This window comes from Allochromatium humboldtianum (assembly GCF_013385175.1).
GTDB classification, from domain to species: domain Bacteria; phylum Pseudomonadota; class Gammaproteobacteria; order Chromatiales; family Chromatiaceae; genus Thermochromatium; species Thermochromatium humboldtianum.
The window spans coordinates 24,560-43,973 of sequence record NZ_JABZEO010000020.1; the positions used below are offsets into that span (position 1 = coordinate 24,560).

Consider the following 19,414-nt stretch of genomic DNA (forward strand, 5'->3'; position numbering starts at 1 on the left):
GGTTCGATAGCCAATTGTGTTCGCTTCCTGTGCCCCCCTTCCTGGAAACCAAGAGCGCTTTCCTGTAGGATGTTGACCAATTCGCTGATTTATTAGCGCGAAGGTCATCTCCGCGGACGAACGGATCGGTCATCGGCGACCGATCCGTACTCACCGCGTCCAGAGTGAATCGAGACTGCACTTGCTCGGGTCGTCGGCGGCCGTGGATGTCTTCGCGACAGACTCAGGAGAGTGCCATGTGTGGTTTTTGCGGAGAAATCCGCTTCGATGATGTCCCCGTCGATCTCGACGCCCTGAGCGCCATGAGCGCTTCGATGCAGCCGCGCGGCCCCGATGGGCACGGCGTCTGGCAGCAGGGACGGGCGGCGCTGGCGCACCGGCGTCTGTCCATCATCGATCTGAGCACCCATGCCGCCCAACCCATGGTCGACAGCGAACTTGGTCTGTCGATCGCCTTCAACGGTTGCATCTACAACTATCAGGCCCTGCGCGAAGAACTGAGCGCCAAGGGCTATCGCTTCTTCTCGCACGGCGACACCGAGGTGGTGCTCAAGGCGTTCCATGCCTGGGGCGCGGACTGTGTCGAGCGCTTCCAGGGCATGTTCGCCTTCGCCATCGTCGAGCGCGATTCGGGCCGGCTGACGCTGGCGCGTGATCGGCTCGGCATCAAACCGCTCTATTACGTCGAGGTCGCCGGCGGTCTGCGCTTTGCCTCGACGCTGCCGGCCCTGCTCGCCGGCGGCGGCGTCAACACCGACATCGACCCGGTGGCCCTGCATCACTATATGCACTTCCATGCCGTGGTGCCGGCGCCCCATACCATCCTCGCCGGGGTGCGCAAGCTCCCGCCCGCGACCCTCCGCGTCATCGAACCCGACGGACGCCACCGCGACCGGATCTATTGGGAGCCGGTGTTCGAGCCGCGCCCAGAAGAACGCGGCCTGAGCTTCGAGGACTGGCAGGAACGGATTCTGGCGAGTCTGCGCACAGCGGTCGCCCGCCGTCTGGTCGCCGACGTCGATGTCGGGGTGCTGCTCTCGGGCGGGCTGGATTCGAGTCTGATCGTGGGGCTGCTCGCCGAACAGGGCCAACAGGGGCTCAACACCTTCTCGGTCGGGTTCGAGACGGTCGGCGACGAGGTCGGCGACGAGTTCCAGTACTCGGACATCATCGCTCGCCACTATGGCACCACGCACCACAAGATCCAGGTCGACTCGGCGGCGCGTCTGCTGCCCGAGCTGCCCAACTGCGTGCGCGCCATGTCCGAACCCATGGTCAGCCATGACGCCATCGGCTTCTATCTGCTCTCGCACGAGGTCTCCAAGCACGTCAAGGTGGTGCAGAGCGGGCAGGGCGCCGATGAGGTGTTCGCCGGCTATCACTGGTATCCGCCGCTGGTCGGCAGTCGGGATCCGGCCGCCGACTATGCGCGCGCCTTCTGCGACCGCGATCAGGACGAATACCGGCGCGCGGTCGATCCGCGTTTCCACGGCGAGGACCACAGCCGCGCCTTCATCGCCGCGCACTTCGCCCGGCCCGGCGCCGAGGCTCCGGTCGACAAGGCGCTGCGTCTGGATCAGCAGATCATGCTGGTCGACGATCCGGTCAAGCGTGTCGACAACATGACCATGGCCTGGGGGCTGGAGGCGCGCGTGCCCTTCCTCGATCACGAGCTGGTCGAGCTGGCCGCACGGATGCCAGACGCGCACAAGCTGTGCGACGACGGCAAGGGCGTGCTCAAGGCGATCGGGCGGCGGATCATCCCGAGCGAGGTCATCGACCGACCCAAGGGCTATTTCCCCGTGCCGGCACTCAAGTATCCGCGCGGTCCGGTGCTGGAGATGATGCGCGATCTGCTGCATTCCGCTCCGGCGCGCGCCCGCGGTCTGTTCCAGTCCGACTATGTCGAGACCCTGCTCGCCGCACCCGAAGCGCACATCACCCCCCTGCGCGGCTCCAAACTCTGGCAGGTCACGCTTCTGGAACTCTGGTTGCAGCAGCAGGGCCTGTGATCGAGCCGTCCACCGATCCCTCGGACACCGACAGGATAGGGTGCCTCAATGAGTCTCAAAGACCGCTTCAACCATCGGCTCGAACGCAGTCGTGCCCCGTCGCTCAAGAACTGGGACCGGCGTCCGCGTGCCGATCTCTCGGTCGCGCCCTCGGGCGTGGCCGTCGACTGTGGCTGGGGCCGGCTGCTGTTCGGCCAGACCTTCACCGATCCCGAGTCGCTGGCGCGGGCCTTACAGGAAGAGCATCCGGGCAAGCGGGACGTGGCGCTCTATCTCAACGATCCGCATGTGGTGCTCTCCTACGCGCCGCAGGATCTGTTTCTCGATCCCTCGCATACCTTTCGGCTCTGGTTCGAGCGCTATCAGTCCTGCGCGCGTCGGCCCAAGGGCTTCCATGTCCGGCTGCTCAACAGCCTCGCTGACGCCGAAGCGATCCAGAAACTCTATATCGCCCATCACATGGTGCCGCCGGGCGCGGCGTTCGTCTGGAACCAGCGCACCTCCAAGGTGCTGAGCTACTGGGTTGCGGAGGACAGCCAGGACGGCAGTCTGCTGGGGGTGGTCAATGGGGTCGATCACGCCGCCGCTTTCCAAGACCCGGAGAACGGCGCCAGTCTCTGGGCGCTGGCCGTCGATCCGCAGGCGCCCTATCCGGGCATCGGCGAGGCGCTGGTGCGTCAGGTCGTCGAATACCATCAGGCGCGCGGTCGGGCCTTTCTGGACCTGTCGGTGATGCACGACAACAGCAACGCCATCCGGCTCTATCGCAAGCTCGGCTTCGAGCGCATCCCGGCCTTCGCGCTCAAGAACAAGAACGCCTTCAACGAACCGCTGTTCATCGGCCGCCAGCCCGAGGCTGATCTCAACCCCTATGCCACCATCATCGTCGACGAGGCGCGCCGGCGCGGGATCGGGGTCGAGGTCATCGATGCCGAGGCAGGCTATTTCGCGCTCACGCTCGGCGGGCGGCGCATCCTCTGCCGCGAGAGTCTGAGCGAACTGACCAGCGCCATCGCCATGAGCCGCTGTGACGACAAGGCCATCACCCAGCGCGTGCTCAAGCGCGCCGGTCTGCGGGTGCCGGAGCAGATCCGCTATCAGGCGCTCGATCAGGCCGAGGCCTTTCTGTCGCGTTTCGGGCGGGTGGTGGTCAAGCCGGCGCGCGGCGAGCAGGGAGCGGGGATCAGTGTCGACGTGCGCGACCCCGAGACGCTGGAGACGGCGATCGCGGCGGCGCGCAAGGTCTGCGAGGTGGTGATCCTGGAAGAATTCGTCGAGGGCGAGGATCTGCGTATCGTCGTCATCGACTTCAGGGTCGTGGCCGCTGCCATCCGCCGTCCGGCCCAGGTGGCCGGTACAGGACATCACTGCATCCGTGATCTGATCCAGGCGCGCAGTCGGCGCCGACGCGCGGCGACCGGCGGCGAGAGTTCGATCCCGCTCGATGCCGAGACCGAGCGTTGTGTACGTCAGGCCGGTTATGGGATGAAGGACATCCTGCCCGAGGGCGAGGTGCTCCAGGTGCGCAAGACCGCCAACCTGCACACCGGCGGCACCATCCACGACGTCACCGCCGATCTTAATCCGGTGCTCGCCGAGGCCGCCTGTGCGGCGGCGCGGGCGCTCGACATTCCGGTGACGGGGCTGGATTTCCTGGTGCCCGACGTGCGCGGGAGCGACTATGTCATCATCGAGGCCAACGAGCGTCCAGGTCTGGCCAATCACGAGCCGCAACCGACCGCGGAACGCTTCGTCGATCTGCTGTTTCCACGCACGGCCATGCGGGAGGGACTGGTATGAAACTGCCAACCATCGATACCGGGTATCTGGTCGAGACCCTGCTCAAACTGCTGTTCACGCCCAGCCCATCCGGCTATACCGACCGGGTCGTGCATCTGGTCTGCCAGCGTCTGGAGCAGCTCGGCGTGCCCTTCGAGCTGACCCGGCGCGGGGCCATCCGCGCCACGCTCGAAGGCAAGGTCTCGCAGCCGGATCGGGCCGTCGTCGCCCATATCGACACCCTCGGGGCCATGGTCAAGGGACTCAAGGACAACGGGCGGCTGCAACTGGTGCCGGTCGGGCACTGGAACGCGCGCTTCGCCGAGGGCGCGCGGGCGACGCTCTTCACCGACACCGGACAGTGGCGCGGCACCATCCTGCCGCTCAAGGCGTCCGGGCACACCTTCGCGCCCGAGATCGACAACCAGCCGGGCGGCTGGGACTATGTCGAGTTCCGCATCGACGCCCGCGTCCATAAGCTCGAAGATCTGCTGCGGCTCGGCGTCCATGTCGGCGATTTCCTGGCCATCGACACCACGCCCGAGATCACCGACACCGGGTTCATCAACTCACGCCATCTCGACGACAAGGCCGGCGCGGCGGTATTGCTGGCCGCGATCGAGGCGGTGCGGCGCGAGGGGCTGGAACTGCCGGTCGACTGTCATCCGCTGTTCACCATCTCGGAGGAGGTCGGCTCGGGGGCCTCGGCGGCGCTGCATCAGGACGTCGCCGAAATGCTCACCATCGACAACGGCACTTCGGCGCCCGGTCAGAACTCCAGCGAGTTCGGCGTGACCATCGCCATGGCCGACCAGAGCGGCCCCTTCGATTATCACCTGACCCATCGTCTGATCCAGCTCTGTCAGGAGTTCGCCATCCCGCATCAGCGCGATGTCTTCAAGTACTACCGCTCCGACAGTGCGGCGGCGCTGGAGGCGGGCAACGACGTGCGGACCGCGCTCATCACCTTCGGCGTGGACGCCTCGCATGGCTACGAGCGCATCCATCTCGATGCGCTCGAATCGCTCGCCCGTCTGGTCGCGGTCTATATGCAGGGGCCGCCGCTGTTCAGCCGCGACCGGCTCGGTATCGGGCCACTGACCGGGTTTCCGATCCAGCCGGGCTGAATCAGTCTCATCGAGACCTGCACATGCCGATGCTTGCAGCAAAGTGTAAGATGAGGCATTCATCCCAGCACGCCGCCTGAAGGTCGGTCCATGCACATCGCTTCTGGTTGCACCGGGGATTGCAATGGACGTTGAGAAGAACCGCATTTTCGCGCTATAGTTAGGCGCTGGAAATGCCGTTTGCTGGCGTAGCTCAGTTGGTAGAGCAGCTGATTTGTAATCAGCAGGTCGGGGGTTCGAATCCGTCCGCCAGCTCCAATAAAGACAAGGGTTTAGCTCACGGGCTAAGCCCTTTTTCTTTGCCCGGTCGCTCTCAGGGTAACGCTCAGGGTAACAATTTGGCAGCGTTTGGCCTTGTTTCGGGTTGTGATGGTCCTCGCCGACAGGCATGAAAAACCCGCCACAGTCGGCGGGTCGGTCTCTCGGCTCGATAGCCACCATTGCCCATCGCTATCCAATCGGCCAAAGCAATCGAGCGTGTCAATAGTCACCGTTGGCGGTGTTTCGATGATCGAAACGGCCAGGGAGCGGTAGACCCTCAATCTGAGGATGTACGGGCAGTGCTCTTCAAGTAGCAGTGCCCGACTCGCGACGGGCAAGGCGAGCCGCATGGTTGCAGGGCATGGCCTTGATGACCATCCCATCCGCGCCAGCAGTGCAACGACGATTGCACCGTCACAGTAACGAAAAAGGGCCGGTATCCGATCCCGACCCTCAAGCAAAACCGTCTCAAGATTCGCGTATTACGTCATCCGCCGTCCGGCAGACTCTCTACCTGCTCCCGCGTCATCCCGAGCGCATCCAAATGCAGCGCCAGCAGCCGTTCAAGCTCCGGCTGCTCCACTTGGCGAATGAACGCATCGAACGGCAGTCCCGAGCGCCCGAGACGGCGCATGAAGTCGAGATAGAACGCGCGATCATCCGCGTCCAGGTGCTCGACGAATCTGTCGGCGGCGTGGCCAGTGCGCTGTTCAAGCGCCTCGATGCGCTTCTGTAGAACGCTCATACCCTGCCCTCCTGCCGTGCCACGAACTGCGCGTGGTCCTGCTCAAGCGCCAGCCAGCGGGCGCGCTCGGCCTGATCCATTGCCACCAGTCCCGAGCCTTTCGGCTGCTCACCCTGCCGGTGCGCGATGTCACGCAGGAAACGCAGATCCTCGACACTCAGCGTTCTGAGCCAGTCATCGTGTGATGTGGTGGTTGGTTGGTGGTGACGCTCCAGGGCCGCTAGACGCTGCTCAAGCCGTGCGCTCATGGCGATACCTCTCCACGCGGGCGCGCGCCGCTGCAATGATCGGACTCACGGCCTCAGTAGACTGTGCCCTTGGCCGACTGCGCGCGGCCAGCAGCGATTCAGCCAGCGACGGCAGCCGAAACGCGGGTGAGGCGCGCTGCTCCAGTTCAGTGATGCGTCTTTTTATCGTCACTGTGACCTCGGCCATTCGGCGGCAAGTGGATCAGGACGCGAACCTTGCCCTCGGCGAGCATGGCGCGCTGCTCGATGTCCGGCTCGCCGACCAGGATCAGCACGTCGGGTGCGGCCTGGGTGCGCTGTTCGAGCCGTTCAATGCGCTGTCGAATCATCGCGATCCCTCGAACTGACGAACCGAACGCGGACGATGGTTACACCAGGATCAGGCGCAGGCGGTGCGTCATCGCCGATCACGACAACCACGCGCGGCGATCCGACGTTGTTCTCCAGGCGCTCTAAGCGGGCCTCAATTCGATTCAGCATATTTCGCCTCCAGGCGTTCGAGCCGTTCTACCAGTTCCGCCGTCTCGACCACGCGCGCCAGCGACCCAAGACCTTGCAGCAGCTTTGCCGCCGTCTCGGGTGTCAGTTCACCAGCGCCAGCAGCAGCAAGGACGACACGCCCGTCCTGTGCCAGATCAGCGCCGCCAATCGGCAAGCTGACGGGTTGATCGGTCGGGCGCAGCGCAGGCAAGGCGCGATCCAGCAACAACTTGGCGGCGGCGGTGTCGCCTGATTTCGCGGACGTGACCAGCGACTCCAAAATCTCGGGCACATGCTGCTCGATGGACTGCCGTAAACGCGTGGCCTTGCTGACAGTCCCCGGTTTCTTGCCTGCCGGATTGCCACTTGTGCCGGGTGTGAACTTCGCCATTGCCTGCATACCTCCTGCAAAAATCAGAGTCCCGAAGTCCCGCCCTCGCGGGCCATCTGCCGAAAGTGCCGCCGAAACTCGCGTACCGCTCTACCGGATGACGGGTCGAGACCGGACGCCAGCATGATCTTTGCCTCTTCTGGTGTCGGTGTCGTGACCTGTCGCTCGGCTTTGAGACCCTGAGCGGCGCGTGTGGTTGTCTGCGTGGTGCGCTTCATGCGGCCTCTCCCATATCAAGCGGCTTCATGCGCGCCACAGCGCGGACGCGATCATCCCAGAACATCGGCGCGTGCAGCGATCCGCGCCGCCCCTTTTGCTGCTCAGTGAAACAGTCACCGAGTAGCGACTCGACCCGCCTCGCGGCCTGTTCGAAGAACTCAGCCATCGCGCGGCGGCGTTCGTTCTCCCATCCAGCGGATGCCGTTTCAGCCGCTTTTCGTGCGCTCTCCAGTTCGCGCGCGACCTGCTCGGCCTCAGTGCGTGCCTCTCGCGCCAGACTCACCAGCGCCTCAGTGTCGGCATCGATCAGCGCCAGTTGAGCGGCGTCATCCTCGCGGGTATCGCCCTGGGCGCGTCGAGCAATCAGGGCTACGCGATCTGCTTTCAGCTTCTCGATGCGCGAGTCCAGTTCAGCCACGCGGGTGCTGGACTCCTGCATCGCCTGCTCGATGACTTCGAGCCGTTCGCGGGCATGGATCGACTTGACCGCCCACTCGGTATAGACCTCGGGCAGTCCGGGCGCGTCGATGCTGAATCCCTGCTCGATGCGGACCTTCAGCGGCTCCAGAACCTCGCCGACCATCTGCTCGACCATCGGCGCGATACGCTGTTGTTCGGCTTGCCGTGCCGCTTCAGCTTCGGCACGGCGTTCGGCTTCGAGTGCGGCCTTGGCTTCACCCATAGCGTCGAGTGCGGCTTGATGCGCTGTGCGCAGATCGGCAGTCGGCTTGTCGGCGATCCATGCCGCTTCAAGCGCGGCCTTCGCCTCGCGTGCGTGCTGCGTGGCCTGCTCCAGCCGCTCAGCGGCGGTTGGTGTCTTGGGTGCCGTGGTCTTGGCTTTCGGCTTGGTGGTAGTGGTGGTCATCAGGATTTACCTCAGTGGGTTGGATGGCTCGGAGATACCGAGCCGGATGGAGAAAGGGTGTCGGCCTGTAGCTGTCGGATCTCGGCATTGATGGCGGCGAGATCGACCTTCAGACGGCGCGTATCGAATCCGCGCGCCTTAGCCTGGGTGAGTGCCGCCCGAATCCGCGCGCGTCGCTCCAGGGCCACTGCAAGCGGCCCTCGGCAGTCGAGCATTGCAATGCGGCGAGAGTCCGGGCGGTCTGGCATCTGTCAGTTCGCCCGCAGAACCATCTGCGCATTGGCCCCGAACTGCCCATCAAGGACCACCTCGAAGCAGACGGCCAGCAGCCCATAGAGCATCGCGGCGTCCTCGGGTCGGTCGAAGTGGACGCGCTCCGCATCCAGGGCGCGGACGATCTCCAGGCTTGCCGTGCTCAGTCCGGCCTTGATGTCATCCAGGTTCGTGCAGTCGAGCGGCATGGACTGAGCCATTGCACCGAGTCGGCTCATGGTCGGCGACATCGCCAGGTCTTGAACGGCTTGGCGCTGTTCGGTGGTCATGGTCTCAATCATTTGGCTGCTCCGTGTGGCTGCACAGTAAAGAATCCGCTCAGATAGACACGCCGATCAAAGCACACGCGCCACGGACTGCCGGTGATGGCGGTCAGGTGCGGCACCCAATCGACCCACATGAACGCTCGGCGGCAATCGAGCATAGCGACTGAGCCGCGCGCGACCACATACAACCGCCAGGGCGTGCCGATGAAGGTCATCATGTCGGGCATATCGCCAAGCAGAATGGCCAGACCGACATCATCGAACGCAACAGCAGCCGCGATGACATTCGCGTCGGTGATGAAGCGCGTATCGGTCTCATCGAAATCCATGACGGGGTTCGCCTTTCTGCTCATCCCCGCACCTCCCGAGCCGCGCGGCTCATGGCCGAATCAATCAAGTCGAGAACCTGGGCCTCGATTTCGGCTGAGAGTCCGGGCCGCAGTCTGGCGGCGACTCGGTGCCGATCGACCTCGATCAGTTCGACGGCATCAATCAGTCCGGCCTGCTCGATGGCCTCAAGCGCGAAGTCCAGGGCCGTTGGAGTGCGGGCGAAGTGCTTACAGCGACGTGCGGCGCGGGCGCTGTTGGAGACCTTGCCCGCTGCTCGACACCAGCCATGCCCGCCGCGCCAGTGCCGACAATCGGCGCAGCGCACGGCATCGGGTGCGGTGGTGGTCCAGGTCATCGCGTGGCCTCCTTGCTCGCCTTGATCTCGGGGCGCAGTCGATACCAGTCGTTCCAGTCCGTAGGCTTGCTGCTCAGATCGAACCCGCTGAAATCCGGCATCAAGACCTTAGCGCCGACATCCAGTGCAGCCGCACGCGCTTTCGTTCGGCCAGGATTGCCGGGTGTCCATTGATCCTCGTCACCACAGACGATGAGATCCGCGCGCGGATTGAGCCGACGAACGGCACGCGCCACGGGCAATAGGTTGTTGGCATTGAACGCGACCACGCACGGCTTGCCGGTCTCTTGATGCAGCGTTGCCGCCGTCGCGAAACCCTCGGCGATGAGGATCGCGCCAGCCGCTTCGACACCAATGGCGAACCAAGACCCTGATATCCGACCGCCAGACAGAAACTTCTTGCCGCCGTCCGGCGCGATGAACTGCAAGGTGGTCAGGCGTTGGCCGTCGCTCGCCGGAATGATGAGATTGCCGAACCGATCCACGCGCGTTCCATGTGCGCGGACTCCCTTTTTCAGCAGGTACGGATGAGCGTCCGGGGCCGGTGTCGCCTGATTCCAGATCGCGGCGGCGCGATTGGCCGATTCCTGATGCTGACGGGCTTGCTCGGCGTCGCGTTCGGCGCGGGCCTTGGCGAGCATCGCGGAGAAGTCCGCGCGCTCGATGACGTTCATTTCGTCGCGGCTCTTGGCGCACCAGCTTTCAGTCATCCCGAGACGCCACGATCCAAAAGCGCCAGCCGGTAGGCCGTTCAGGTGCAGCTTGTACCACTCCGGCCCTTGGCCTCGGCGACCGTCGGCGTAGTAACGATGGATGCGACCATCGCCAATGATGTCCGGCTCCCCGAGTCCAGCCGCACGGATGGCCTCGGCGAAGCGGTCAATCGCTCTCCAGGTTTCCATTTACGCCACCTCCCGCTGTTCGCTGTCGGCTTGATGCTCCAGTACCTCAAGCACGCGCTCGGTGCCGAACTTCAACGCCAAGTCGTGACGGGCTTCGGCCAGCGTTGAACCTGGAGCCAGATACACCAGCCACTTCGGAGCCGAACCGTCCGGCATCGCGATCAGAGCTTGATAGACGCGCATCCGGCTTGAGGCTTCGGACTCAGCGATGACGCGCGGCAGTTGGCCATCGAACTCCATGATCGCGGCGCGCTCGCTGACGGCCTCAGTGATGGCGTGCTGATCGACGGCGGTCAGCGGCGGCGGTGTGCGCGATGACAGCAGATCCAGCAGGGCGTCACGGTGCTGACGAATCAGGAACCGCAGTTGATCGGTCAGGCGCGCGGCAGGTGTGACGGACAGGCGACCGCCATCCACGATATGCAGGGAAAAGCCATCCGCCGAAAGTGAGTGCAGCAGGTCTGAAGCGTTCATCAGAAATACTCCGAATCGGCGCAATCGTCGTGAATGTTCGCGCGCGAAGGTGCCGGTGGAATATGGTCTGAAGATGCATCACTTCCTGCACCTCCAACATTGGCGCGGCTTGGCGCGGTGTTGGTCGGTGTCGGTTTAGTGCCGGAAGTGTCGGATTGGGTGCTGGAATGCCAGGAAAACGGCTCTTCTCCTGAATGACGCAAGCGAACGCCCTTGATGCCGCGTCCTTCCGCGCGTCGAATGTCCATCGCATCAAAGCCCAAGGTCTTGATGGCATCCAGAACCACAGAACGAAAGCGACGCAGTGACAGCGGGACTCGACCGCTCTTCTTGCACCACATCAGGTAGGACGGGAACAGCCGCGTGTCCGCGTGCAGGTAGTACACCTCGCCATCGTCCGGGCTACGGCGTTCTTCGCACTCACCGACCTGAGTCCAGGCGTCCGAGTCCGGCACACAGCATTCGGTCAGCCAATCGGCGCACGGGTTGCCTGAGCACATCGCCTCGATGTTCGCCTTGATGGTGTGCTCGGGCGGGTGACGGATGCGCCGCTCCATTTCAACAACCGGCATACTCAGCAGCCAGTTCACCACGCCGGGTAGTTCGGCGTGCAGTACGGCCTTTTCGCCTCCGGCTGCATTCCAAGCGGCCTTTTCCTGCTCCGAGACGCGACGCTCGAAATGGATGGTGACGCGGCGGCGTTCGATGCCGGATGTATAGTCGGTGGTCGCCAACGGCTCATTGGAAGCCAGAAAGACCATGCCCTCGAAGATGAAGGAACCGGACTGTTGGACGTGCTTACGCTCCAGGCGCACGGGATCTTGGCCGGTGATGGCCTTGAGCTTGTTCACGCTCCCGCCGTAGCGATCCGAGTCCGTGATGAGTGCCGCGCGCTTGCCGTAGAGCGCCGCCGACTCGAAGCGGTTTTGCTCCAACTCCTTCAGGTCTGTCGTGACGGCGTTTCGGGTGCCGATCAGCGCCTCGATCAGCCGTAGGAACGTGCTCTTGCCGGTGCCTCCAGGTCCGATCAGGTGCAGGAACCGCTGCAAGTAAGCGCCGCCACGAATCAGCGCCGCCAGGAACGCGCGCAGCAGTTCCACCACATCGCGATCTTCACCAACAGCTTGCAGCAGCCACGCCTTGACGCGCGGACAGTCGGCTCCAGGCTGATATTCGTAGGGAAGCGCCCAAGTCGCGGCGTTCGTCGGCGTGATGGGTGACAAGGTGCCGGTCTCGATGTCGAGCAAGCCATTGGCGAACGGGATGGCGTTCGGTGCCTTGGGCAATGAGCGCATACCGGCGCGCTGGATGACGGTCAGGATCGAATCCTGATAGCGCGGCGTGAAGCCGACATCTTGAGTCGCTGGAAACATCCAGCGGGTGAGTGCTTCGTACAGCGGTGCCGGACTCGGCAGCGGTTCCCAATGGGTGCCGGTGAAGCCGTGCCATGTTTCCGCTGTGGTGCAGTAGGCAAAGCGGCCTTTGAGCACGCCAGAGACGATCAGCGCCGCATCGGATGCAATCTCCAGGCGGGGGCCTTTCTCAGACTCTCGCACCAAGGCTTTCGGCTTGGGCGGTAGCGGCTCAGTGCTGGAAGTGCTGGATTCAAAGAGTTCAGTGTAGCTTTGAGTGTCGCTAGAACCCTTGTCAGTGCTGGAAGTGCTGGAAGTGCTGGATGAAAATATTTTTTCGGTTTTCTTCTTCCCCGAAACACGTTTATTACGGATGCCGCAAATCTTTTCGATCTCGACCTTGCTGGCTCCGGCCTTCTTAGCGGCATCCTTTAACCGCATGTACTCGGCATGGTTGGCGTCATAGACGGTGTTCCACGCGGCTTTAACCTCGTCCTCAAAGACGGCTCCAGCGTCAGACGGCTGTTGCTCAATGGCCTTGTTGATGGTCTCAACCGCGCACCTCAGATCCTCGGCGACAGGATCGACGGCCTTGGCGAAGATGTCAGGCTCCGGTTCGTCCAGGGTCTCGCCCTCCTGCTCGCCAACGTCCGCGATGTCTGCAACGTCCTCGGCGTCCGGATCAACCTCAACCTGAGCATCGATCGTCGGCTCTTCAGTCTGCTCCGGCTGCTCGACCACAGGCGCGGCCTTCTGCTCGATGGCCACGGGTGCAGGTTCGGCTACCGGCTCCGGCTGCTCGGCGACAGGCTCGCCCACGACAGGCTCGCCCTCACCCTGCACCTCGATCGGCGGATCTTCGGTCGGCTCCGGCTGCTCTTCGCCATGTCCATACTGAATCGACGTGGGCGTCGGATCTTCAACCGGCTCCAGTGGCTCCGTGACCGGCTCGGCTTCGGTCTCGACAGCAACCGCAAACAGCGTGGGCGCGTTGCTGCAACGCTCCTGATAGAACGCGCGCAGTCGCTCGCTCTTCTGGCTGTCCTTGAAGTTCGAGCGACGGGTGCTTTTGAGAAGGCGTCCGACTTGTGCTGAATGAAGGCCAATTTCATCAGCGATGACGCCTTGAATGATGCCTTGGGCCATCAGATCGCGAACCATATCCGCGTCGGTCGGGCAGTGATTGGCTTGAGAATCGGGCGGTGCCTGAAACTGGATGCTGGCGCGGATGGCTTCATTGATGGCGGTGTTCATCGTGCGTGCCCTCCCTGCAAGAGGCTCAAGCGCGGACGGGCGACAGGCGGCGCGACGGTCTGCCAAAACTCATAGCCGTCGATGCCGTCGATTTCATCCTCAGTGCCCGCTGAATGGTCGAGCCAGCAGCTGGTTTCGCTGTCGTAGCGCACGAGGTTGAAAGCCCATCCATCCGGCGAAGATGCAGCAACCATGACCAGCGCATCGGCGGGCGGCGTGGTGTCGCGCAGGCTGTGCCAAGTGTTCACGGCGTTCATGCTCTAGCCTCCATGCAGTGACGAGGCAGATACCGCCAGAACTGCGCGCGGCGAAACGGCGGGATGTGACGGTCTACCGGGCCGGTGTCGTGGGCATCCTGAACGAATCCGCCGTCATCACGGATCGGTGCCCATGAGAAGTGATAGGACGATGCTGCTCCGGTCAGTGCTGACGGCAGCGCATCGCCGATCCAGCAGACCGCGCCCTTGTGAGTCCAGGCGGGCGTATCGGATCGACGCGCCCAACGGATGAACGCGGCCTTGGCCGTTCGGGTGTTGATGGTGCCCTTGGTACGCTTGGCGCGGCGGGTCTGTGTGGCGGCGAGTGCCGCCACGTCCTTGTGGCGTTCGCTCATCGTGCAGCCTCCTGCTTTTCGACCTGCTTCAACCGGCGTTCGAGGATCGGACGAACAGCACGCTCGACAGCCAAGCGGAGTTCGTCATCCAATTCGAGATCGCCATAGCTCGACGCGAGCGTGTGGGCGGATGCCAGTTGCTTGGAAAGCGCATAAGACCAGCGGAAGGACTCGGGATAAGTGCTCATTGCTCGCCCTCCTTGCTCTCGCCATCGCGACCGACAAAGACATGATCGAACCCGGTGATGAGTTCGTCAGCGGCCTTGTCAGACAGGCGCTCGACATCGATGGCGCAGACCCAGCGTAGGGCGCTCGCACAGTTGAGCGTGGTCTCTTGCAGGGTGGACCCAATGTAAGGGTTCAGCTCGGGATGGGTGTCAACGTGGAAAGTGGCGAACATGCTTCGATTCCTCGATGGGGTTGAGGAACCGACCGGCAGGACGAGCGCATCCGTGACGACAACCGTGAGAGGCTGTATCATTGAGGCGTCCGCCGATCGGTTTCCAAGGGTTTTGGTCGATCTCGGATTCAGGCCCGTATGCGTTGCCACCGCTCGGGCCGCTGTAGAGTGATTTTCTGCTTGTCCGAACCCCACGCTAGCCCGTGGGGTTTACTCTTTTGGGCGATACCTCTCTTTGCTTTCTCGTTTCGTACAGTGCGACGGTTGATCGGCGTCCGGTTCATGCGGCCATCGCTCCCTGAGCCATCAGCCGATTCAATACGGCATGAACATCACGCGCTCGCCAGTAGTTACGGCCCCGGATGTTGGTCGGCTCCGGCAGTAGACCGGCACGACGCCAGCGCCAAATCGTCATGTCCGACACGTTGCCGGTGATGCGCTTCAACTGCGGTTGAGTCACCAGCGCATCATTGGTGAATGACTCAGGCACGCTAGCGTCAGGGCTTGGCGCGGTCGCGGCTTGGTATAGGTGGCCTTGCATCTTGAGCACCTTCGGTTATTGATGGTGCTGTGCATGGTATGACCCGTTATCCCTCGTGGTTAGGAAAAAGATATGGAATCAAATTCACAAGATCCTCTAGCCCCGGACCTGTGGCAATAACATCGCCTTGTTGAAGCATTGTTCTTGCCACGGATGCGTATTGATGATCCTTTAACTTCCTGTAAGTCGATTCGCTCTTATTGAAGTAGCTTCCAAGCAGGCAAAAGGCTTGGTTCTCAGACAATCCATAGCCAAAACAGAGCGTTTCAACAACGCAGTGACAAGCCCATATTTGCTCTTGCGGAGTCCGCTTATCGCCTTTGCAGCGGCGTAGTCCTAGAACGTCTCTGCAATCTTCGCCGTGAGATATTCTTTCAAAGCACTCGGCTAAAAAATCACGCATCCCCACGGTTAATCCATTCAAACTGCCGATTCTAAAAGCAATCTCCCCATAGAACTGGCGGGCAGACAATGAATCCTGATCGACCAGGGCGCGGATTTCTTCTCGGCTACCACGCCCGCCGTTGACTCCAACAATGATCGCGCGGACAAATATCGGATTCGTTTCGGGCGTGTCGTGCGTCCACTTCCACCATGACATCGGCGGCAGTCGTTGATTGGTTTCGCTCATCGCGCCAACCTCACCACGTTATCCGTCTCGACCACGCCGACGACTTGCAGCACATACCCGGCCCAAGCATCCAGGGCGGCGCGTCGCTCATCCAGGTACAGGGCGCGGTTGTAGATGCCAGCCACGCCGGAGCGAACGCCGGAGACATGATTGATGGTCGCCTCGATGACATGCGGCAGGGTGCGCAGATCCTCGGCCATGCGGGTCGCCAACGTGCGGCGAAGGTCATGGAGCGTCCAGGAGGCAATGTCGGCGCGGGCATCCAGAGCACGCTTGCTCTTGCTCCAACCAGCGAAGGGACGCGGGCCAAAGGACGTAAAGACGAACTCCGTGGCCATACCCATCGCGGCTTGCTCGGCCTGCCGTGCCTTCAGGATCTCGACCACGGGTGTCGAAAGCGGTATCAAGTGCTCGCGGTGATTCTTGGTGCGCTCGGCGGGCAGCGTCCACATCGCCGACGCTAGATCGACTTCGCTCCAGCGCATCGCGCCGACTTCTTCGCGACGTTGCCCGGTCAGCATCAGCACCTTGACGATGCTGTCGAACAGATCGCCCTTACGGGTCTCGGTCGGCTCGGTGGCCTGCCAAATGGCGCGCATTTCGTCGAGCGTTAGCACGCGCTCTCGCGACTGCTCGACGCCCGGTTTCTTGATGCTCTCGGTTGGATCGGACTCGATGATCTCGCGATGCAGCGCCCAGCCGAACAGCATCGACAGATAGGCCAGCGTCCGATTGGCCATGACTTCAGAGCCGCGCGCCAGCAGCACGTCGAGCACGTCGAGCACGTCACGGCGGGTGATCTTGGATAGCGGCGTGTCGCTCCAGTCGGTGAACAGATCCGACTCCAGAACGCGCTTGATTTCGGCGAGCGTCCGCTTAGCGGGTCGGCGATTACCCCGGCCTCGGTACTTGGTCAGAAACTCGCCCCGCACAGCGGCGAAGGTGTGACGGGTGCGCTCGATCATGGCGCGCTTCTCGGCGCGGGATTCGGCTCCCGGATCTTCGCCACGCTCGGCCTGCCCTTTGGCCTCGATCGCCTTGGCGCGTGCCTCAGCAAGCGTTACGCCCGGATACTTACCGAAGGTCAACCGCTGTTGCACCCAACGGCCATCCTTGAGGATGCGCAGAATCATCACCCATGACCGAACGCCGGTAGACGAGATCCGAAGTCCGAAACCGGGTGTCCGAGTGTCCCAATACTCGACGCGCCCCTCGGCAGGTGTCTTGAGCCGCTTGACGGCGGCATCGGTGAGTTGGATCGATGGCATAGCCCGTTACCCGTGTGGTGTGGTCCTTGGCCGTTACCCTTGAGCATGGCGGGTAACGGTCAGGGTAACGGGATCTTGGGTTATGAGCCGTTACCCTTTGTTGGTAACAGTCTATAACATGCTGGGCAGAATACAAGCAGGATAAGGGCTTACGTGCGGATGCTCTAAGCTGAGCGGTGACGGGCAGATAGGGCGGGTTTGATGGTTTTCGCTGATTTGTAATCAGCAGGTCGTCGGTTCGAATCCGTCCGCCAGCTCCATAAAATCAATGGTTTAGGCTCGTTTCCCGCCGCCGATCACTCTGAGGTGTGCCGTAGAATGTGCGGACGGATCGCGCGACTCGATCCGCGCCGCTGTAGCTTGGCAAACGCTTTGGCATTGCTTTGCAGTCCATTTGGCACAAGGGCGCGTTACTCGATTTTGCGGATGATTTGGCACTAACGCCAATTACAGCTGATAGACCCGCGCCGACCGCGCCTGCGGGTACGCCGTCCCGCGATCGAGCGTGACCGTTTGCCCGTCCCGCCGGCCTGATAGGTCGCCAGTGAGCCGATGCCTGGTTGGCCGCGCGGGGACTCTCACAGGCTGCCTGAGCGGTCTCTCCACCGAGGACGGCCCGTTTCAGTCTCGACTGGAGCGGGCCGTTGTCCCCGGCGTGCTTGGCTGGAGTCCGGCGACTTCAGATCGGATCCAGCTGAAGCGGGTTCGGTTTCGAGACCAATACCGCCCGGCTGGGTCAGAGACGCGGGCACTATCTGCGCGACTATGCCCTGAGCTTCATCCGCGAGTGCGCACCGGAACTGACCGCGGACAGGATCAGGGAGGCGGTCTTTCCCAAGGCGGCGGTGGTCTGACGCTGTGTCTTTCGGATCTCAATGCTCGGCGAACACCGCTGTGCGTCCATCGGACTCGAAACTCAGCACGCGATAGGACTCGGCGGGATAGGGGCCTTCCATGCCCGGCGAGCCGAGCGGCATACCGGGGGCCGAGAGTCCAGCCACCGACGGACGCTCGGCGAGCAGACGCCGGATGTCGGCGGCCGGGACATGGCCCTCGACGACATAGCCGCCGACCCTCGCGGTGTGGCAGGAGGCCAGCTCGGGCGGCAGCCCGGCCTCGCGCTTGATCGCCGCCATGTCGCGGGTTGCGACCTCCTGCACGCTGAAGCCGTTGGTGCGCAGATGCTCAGCCCACTGGCCGCAGCAGCCGCAGTTGGGATCCTTGTACATGACGACGTCCTCCTCGGCGGCCTGTGCGGCGCCGAAACTCAGGGCGGCGTACATCAGAACGGCGAACCGGATCGGGCGAAAGCGGGTGAGTGTGTCGGGGTGCATGGGGGCTCCTGTCGATGGGGATTGAACGGACGGTCTTGTGACCAGCGTTTTTCGCGAAATGCTCAGCAGGAAAAATTGGTTTGGCCTGCGGTGGCTTGTACGCAGACTGGCGCCTCATCATGGCCACCTGGATTCAAACCATGCCCACACCGCTCCTCGCCGCGCAAGGACTCGCTCTGAGCTACCGCCGTGGCGCGCCGCCCGTCTTCACCGACGTGGATCTCGCCGTGCGTCCGCGCGAGATCGTCGCCCTGGTCGGCGAGTCGGGCTGCGGCAAGTCCTCGCTGCTCGGTCTGCTGGCCGGACTGAATGCGCCCTCGTGCGGCGAGATACGCTTTCGCGACACGCCGGTCCGACGCACGCCGGGCGAGATCGCGGTGGTGTTCCAGGATCCCTGTCTGCTGCCCTGGCTGTCGGTCGAGGGCAATGCCGGTTTCGGTCTCGGATTTCGGAGTCTGGGGCTCCCGCATGTCGAAAGGCGCGCCCGTGTGGCGGAAGCCCTCGCGGATGTCGGACTCGCGGAACATGCACGACGCTATCCCCATCAACTGTCCGGCGGCATGGCCCAGCGTGTGGCGCTGGCGCGCGCGCTGGGACGCCGGCCGGCCCTGATCCTGCTCGACGAACCCTTTTCGGCCCTGGACGCCATCACCCGCGAGGCGATGCAGACCCTGCTGACCGAGCTGGTCCACCGGCACGCGAGCGCGGCCCTGCTGGTCACCCATGATCTCGACGAGGCGCTGCGGGTGTCGGATCGGGTGCTGCTGATGGGCGGACGATCCGCCGGCCTCGTCGGCGAATGGGAGTTGCTGGAGACGCTCGGACCGGCGCCGCGCGAACGCCATCTTCGCGGCATCCTGGATCTGCGCGCCGAGATCCTTGATGCCCTGACCCGGCACCGGGTTCCAGCCGCCTCCGATCCGAGTGCATCGCCATGCCACGCCGCGTCCGGTTTTTCGTTCGACCCCATCGCCTTACCGGAGACACCATGAGCACGACCCTCGATCGCTTGCGGCGCGAGTTCCTGCGCCTGTCCGCCCTGCTCACCGCTGCCACCGCCCTGCCGGCCTGGGCCGCGCCCGCCGATGACGCGGTCCGCATCGGCTATCTGCCGATCACCGACAGCTCGCCGCTGCTGATCGCCCATGCGCGCGGTCTGTTCGAGGCCGAGGGGCTGACCGCCGAGGCGCCGCGTCTGTTCCGCTCCTGGGCGCAGCTCGTCGAGGCCTTCATGGCCGGTCAGGTGAACGTGGTGCATCTGCTGTCCCCGATCACGGTCTGGGCGCGCTATGGC

Annotated in this window: 25 protein-coding genes and 1 tRNA gene; 6 read left to right on the forward strand and 20 right to left on the reverse strand. The window is 63.3% G+C overall.

Features of this window, described 5'->3' with window-relative positions:
- The first annotated feature begins 236 nt into the window (after window positions 1-236).
- The 4 genes from HW932_RS19080 (at window position 237) to HW932_RS19095 (ending at window position 5,176) form a co-directional block, all read left to right on the forward strand.
- Complete coding sequence (locus HW932_RS19080; RefSeq protein ID WP_176978056.1) at window positions 237-2,012, forward strand: N-acetylglutaminylglutamine amidotransferase; 1,776 nt, start codon at window positions 237-239, stop codon at window positions 2,010-2,012.
- Window positions 2,013-2,060: 48 nt separating this feature from the next.
- Window positions 2,061-3,812, forward strand: coding sequence for an N-acetylglutaminylglutamine synthetase (gene ngg / locus HW932_RS19085; protein ID WP_176978057.1), 1,752 nt, complete (start codon window positions 2,061-2,063; stop codon window positions 3,810-3,812).
- On the forward strand, window positions 3,809-4,918 hold the full coding sequence (locus HW932_RS19090; protein WP_176978058.1) for an osmoprotectant NAGGN system M42 family peptidase: 1,110 nt from the start codon (window positions 3,809-3,811) through the stop codon (window positions 4,916-4,918). Before ngg ends, HW932_RS19090 begins: the two co-directional genes overlap by 4 nt.
- Before the next feature lie 182 nt (window positions 4,919-5,100).
- Window positions 5,101-5,176: transfer RNA gene (locus HW932_RS19095), tRNA-Thr, on the forward strand.
- Between the two features lie 490 nt (window positions 5,177-5,666).
- Here HW932_RS19095 and HW932_RS19100 read toward each other — a convergent pair.
- From HW932_RS19100 to HW932_RS19195, 20 genes are all read right to left on the reverse strand, one after another.
- Entirely contained in the window at window positions 5,667-5,924 is a 258-nt protein-coding gene (locus tag HW932_RS19100; RefSeq protein ID WP_176978059.1) for a hypothetical protein, read from the reverse strand.
- The gene (locus HW932_RS19105; protein ID WP_176978060.1) at window positions 5,921-6,172 is read right to left on the reverse strand and encodes a hypothetical protein; all 252 of its coding nucleotides are present in this window, start codon (window positions 6,170-6,172) and stop codon (window positions 5,921-5,923) included. Before HW932_RS19105 ends, HW932_RS19100 begins: the two co-directional genes overlap by 4 nt.
- 146 nt (window positions 6,173-6,318) lie before the next feature.
- Window positions 6,319-6,501, reverse strand: coding sequence for a hypothetical protein (locus HW932_RS19110; protein WP_176978061.1), 183 nt, complete (start codon window positions 6,499-6,501; stop codon window positions 6,319-6,321).
- A 134-nt stretch (window positions 6,502-6,635) separates the two neighbouring features.
- On the reverse strand, window positions 6,636-7,043 hold the full coding sequence (locus HW932_RS19115) for a DUF5681 domain-containing protein (protein ID WP_176978062.1): 408 nt from the start codon (window positions 7,041-7,043) through the stop codon (window positions 6,636-6,638).
- 214 nt (window positions 7,044-7,257) lie between these two features.
- A complete protein-coding gene (locus tag HW932_RS19120) occupies window positions 7,258-8,127 on the reverse strand; it encodes a hypothetical protein (RefSeq protein WP_176978063.1) in 870 nt (289 codons plus the stop codon).
- A gap of 11 nt (window positions 8,128-8,138) precedes the next feature.
- Entirely contained in the window at window positions 8,139-8,342 is a 204-nt protein-coding gene (locus tag HW932_RS19125; protein WP_222932458.1) for a hypothetical protein, read from the reverse strand.
- Window positions 8,343-8,378: 36 nt separating this feature from the next.
- On the reverse strand, window positions 8,379-8,681 hold the full coding sequence (locus HW932_RS19130; protein WP_176978065.1) for a hypothetical protein: 303 nt from the start codon (window positions 8,679-8,681) through the stop codon (window positions 8,379-8,381).
- Window positions 8,678-9,019 (reverse strand): hypothetical protein, encoded by a 342-nt coding sequence (locus HW932_RS19135; RefSeq protein ID WP_176978066.1) that lies wholly within the window; start codon window positions 9,017-9,019, stop codon window positions 8,678-8,680. Before HW932_RS19135 ends, HW932_RS19130 begins: the two co-directional genes overlap by 4 nt.
- Window positions 9,016-9,351, reverse strand: coding sequence for a hypothetical protein (locus HW932_RS19140; protein WP_176978067.1), 336 nt, complete (start codon window positions 9,349-9,351; stop codon window positions 9,016-9,018). Before HW932_RS19140 ends, HW932_RS19135 begins: the two co-directional genes overlap by 4 nt.
- Window positions 9,348-10,253, reverse strand: a complete 906-nt coding sequence (locus tag HW932_RS19145; protein ID WP_176978068.1) for a toprim domain-containing protein — start codon at window positions 10,251-10,253, stop codon at window positions 9,348-9,350. The genes HW932_RS19140 and HW932_RS19145 overlap by 4 nt, the downstream gene beginning before the upstream one ends.
- Window positions 10,254-10,727, reverse strand: coding sequence for a hypothetical protein (locus tag HW932_RS19150; RefSeq protein WP_176978069.1), 474 nt, complete (start codon window positions 10,725-10,727; stop codon window positions 10,254-10,256).
- The gene (locus HW932_RS19155; protein WP_176978070.1) at window positions 10,727-13,333 is read right to left on the reverse strand and encodes a DNA primase family protein; all 2,607 of its coding nucleotides are present in this window, start codon (window positions 13,331-13,333) and stop codon (window positions 10,727-10,729) included. The genes HW932_RS19150 and HW932_RS19155 overlap by 1 nt, the downstream gene beginning before the upstream one ends.
- Window positions 13,330-13,590 carry a hypothetical protein gene (locus tag HW932_RS19160; RefSeq protein WP_176978071.1) on the reverse strand — a complete coding sequence of 87 codons (261 nt, stop codon included), beginning with the start codon at window positions 13,588-13,590 and terminating at the stop codon, window positions 13,330-13,332. The genes HW932_RS19155 and HW932_RS19160 overlap by 4 nt, the downstream gene beginning before the upstream one ends.
- Window positions 13,587-13,946 carry a hypothetical protein gene (locus tag HW932_RS19165; protein WP_176978072.1) on the reverse strand — a complete coding sequence of 120 codons (360 nt, stop codon included), beginning with the start codon at window positions 13,944-13,946 and terminating at the stop codon, window positions 13,587-13,589. The genes HW932_RS19160 and HW932_RS19165 overlap by 4 nt, the downstream gene beginning before the upstream one ends.
- Window positions 13,943-14,134, reverse strand: coding sequence for a hypothetical protein (locus HW932_RS19170; RefSeq protein WP_176978073.1), 192 nt, complete (start codon window positions 14,132-14,134; stop codon window positions 13,943-13,945). Before HW932_RS19170 ends, HW932_RS19165 begins: the two co-directional genes overlap by 4 nt.
- Window positions 14,131-14,346: a hypothetical protein gene (locus HW932_RS19175; RefSeq protein WP_176978074.1), complete on the reverse strand. Its 216-nt coding sequence runs from the start codon at window positions 14,344-14,346 to the stop codon at window positions 14,131-14,133. Before HW932_RS19175 ends, HW932_RS19170 begins: the two co-directional genes overlap by 4 nt.
- A gap of 280 nt (window positions 14,347-14,626) precedes the next feature.
- On the reverse strand, window positions 14,627-14,836 hold the full coding sequence (locus HW932_RS19180) for a helix-turn-helix transcriptional regulator (protein ID WP_176978075.1): 210 nt from the start codon (window positions 14,834-14,836) through the stop codon (window positions 14,627-14,629).
- A gap of 97 nt (window positions 14,837-14,933) precedes the next feature.
- A complete protein-coding gene (locus HW932_RS19185) occupies window positions 14,934-15,518 on the reverse strand; it encodes a hypothetical protein (RefSeq protein ID WP_176978076.1) in 585 nt (194 codons plus the stop codon).
- Window positions 15,515-16,786 carry a tyrosine-type recombinase/integrase gene (locus HW932_RS19190; RefSeq protein WP_176978077.1) on the reverse strand — a complete coding sequence of 424 codons (1,272 nt, stop codon included), beginning with the start codon at window positions 16,784-16,786 and terminating at the stop codon, window positions 15,515-15,517. Before HW932_RS19190 ends, HW932_RS19185 begins: the two co-directional genes overlap by 4 nt.
- A gap of 872 nt (window positions 16,787-17,658) precedes the next feature.
- A complete protein-coding gene (locus tag HW932_RS19195) occupies window positions 17,659-18,120 on the reverse strand; it encodes a DUF411 domain-containing protein (protein ID WP_176978078.1) in 462 nt (153 codons plus the stop codon).
- Window positions 18,121-18,260: 140 nt separating this feature from the next.
- Between HW932_RS19195 and HW932_RS19200 the strand changes: the two genes are divergently transcribed.
- The gene (locus HW932_RS19200) at window positions 18,261-19,112 is read left to right on the forward strand and encodes an ABC transporter ATP-binding protein (protein ID WP_222932459.1); all 852 of its coding nucleotides are present in this window, start codon (window positions 18,261-18,263) and stop codon (window positions 19,110-19,112) included.
- Window positions 19,109-19,414: ABC transporter substrate-binding protein (locus tag HW932_RS19205; RefSeq protein ID WP_176978080.1), on the forward strand; the 306-nt coding region annotated here is incomplete at its 3' end. The genes HW932_RS19200 and HW932_RS19205, both read left to right, overlap by 4 nt.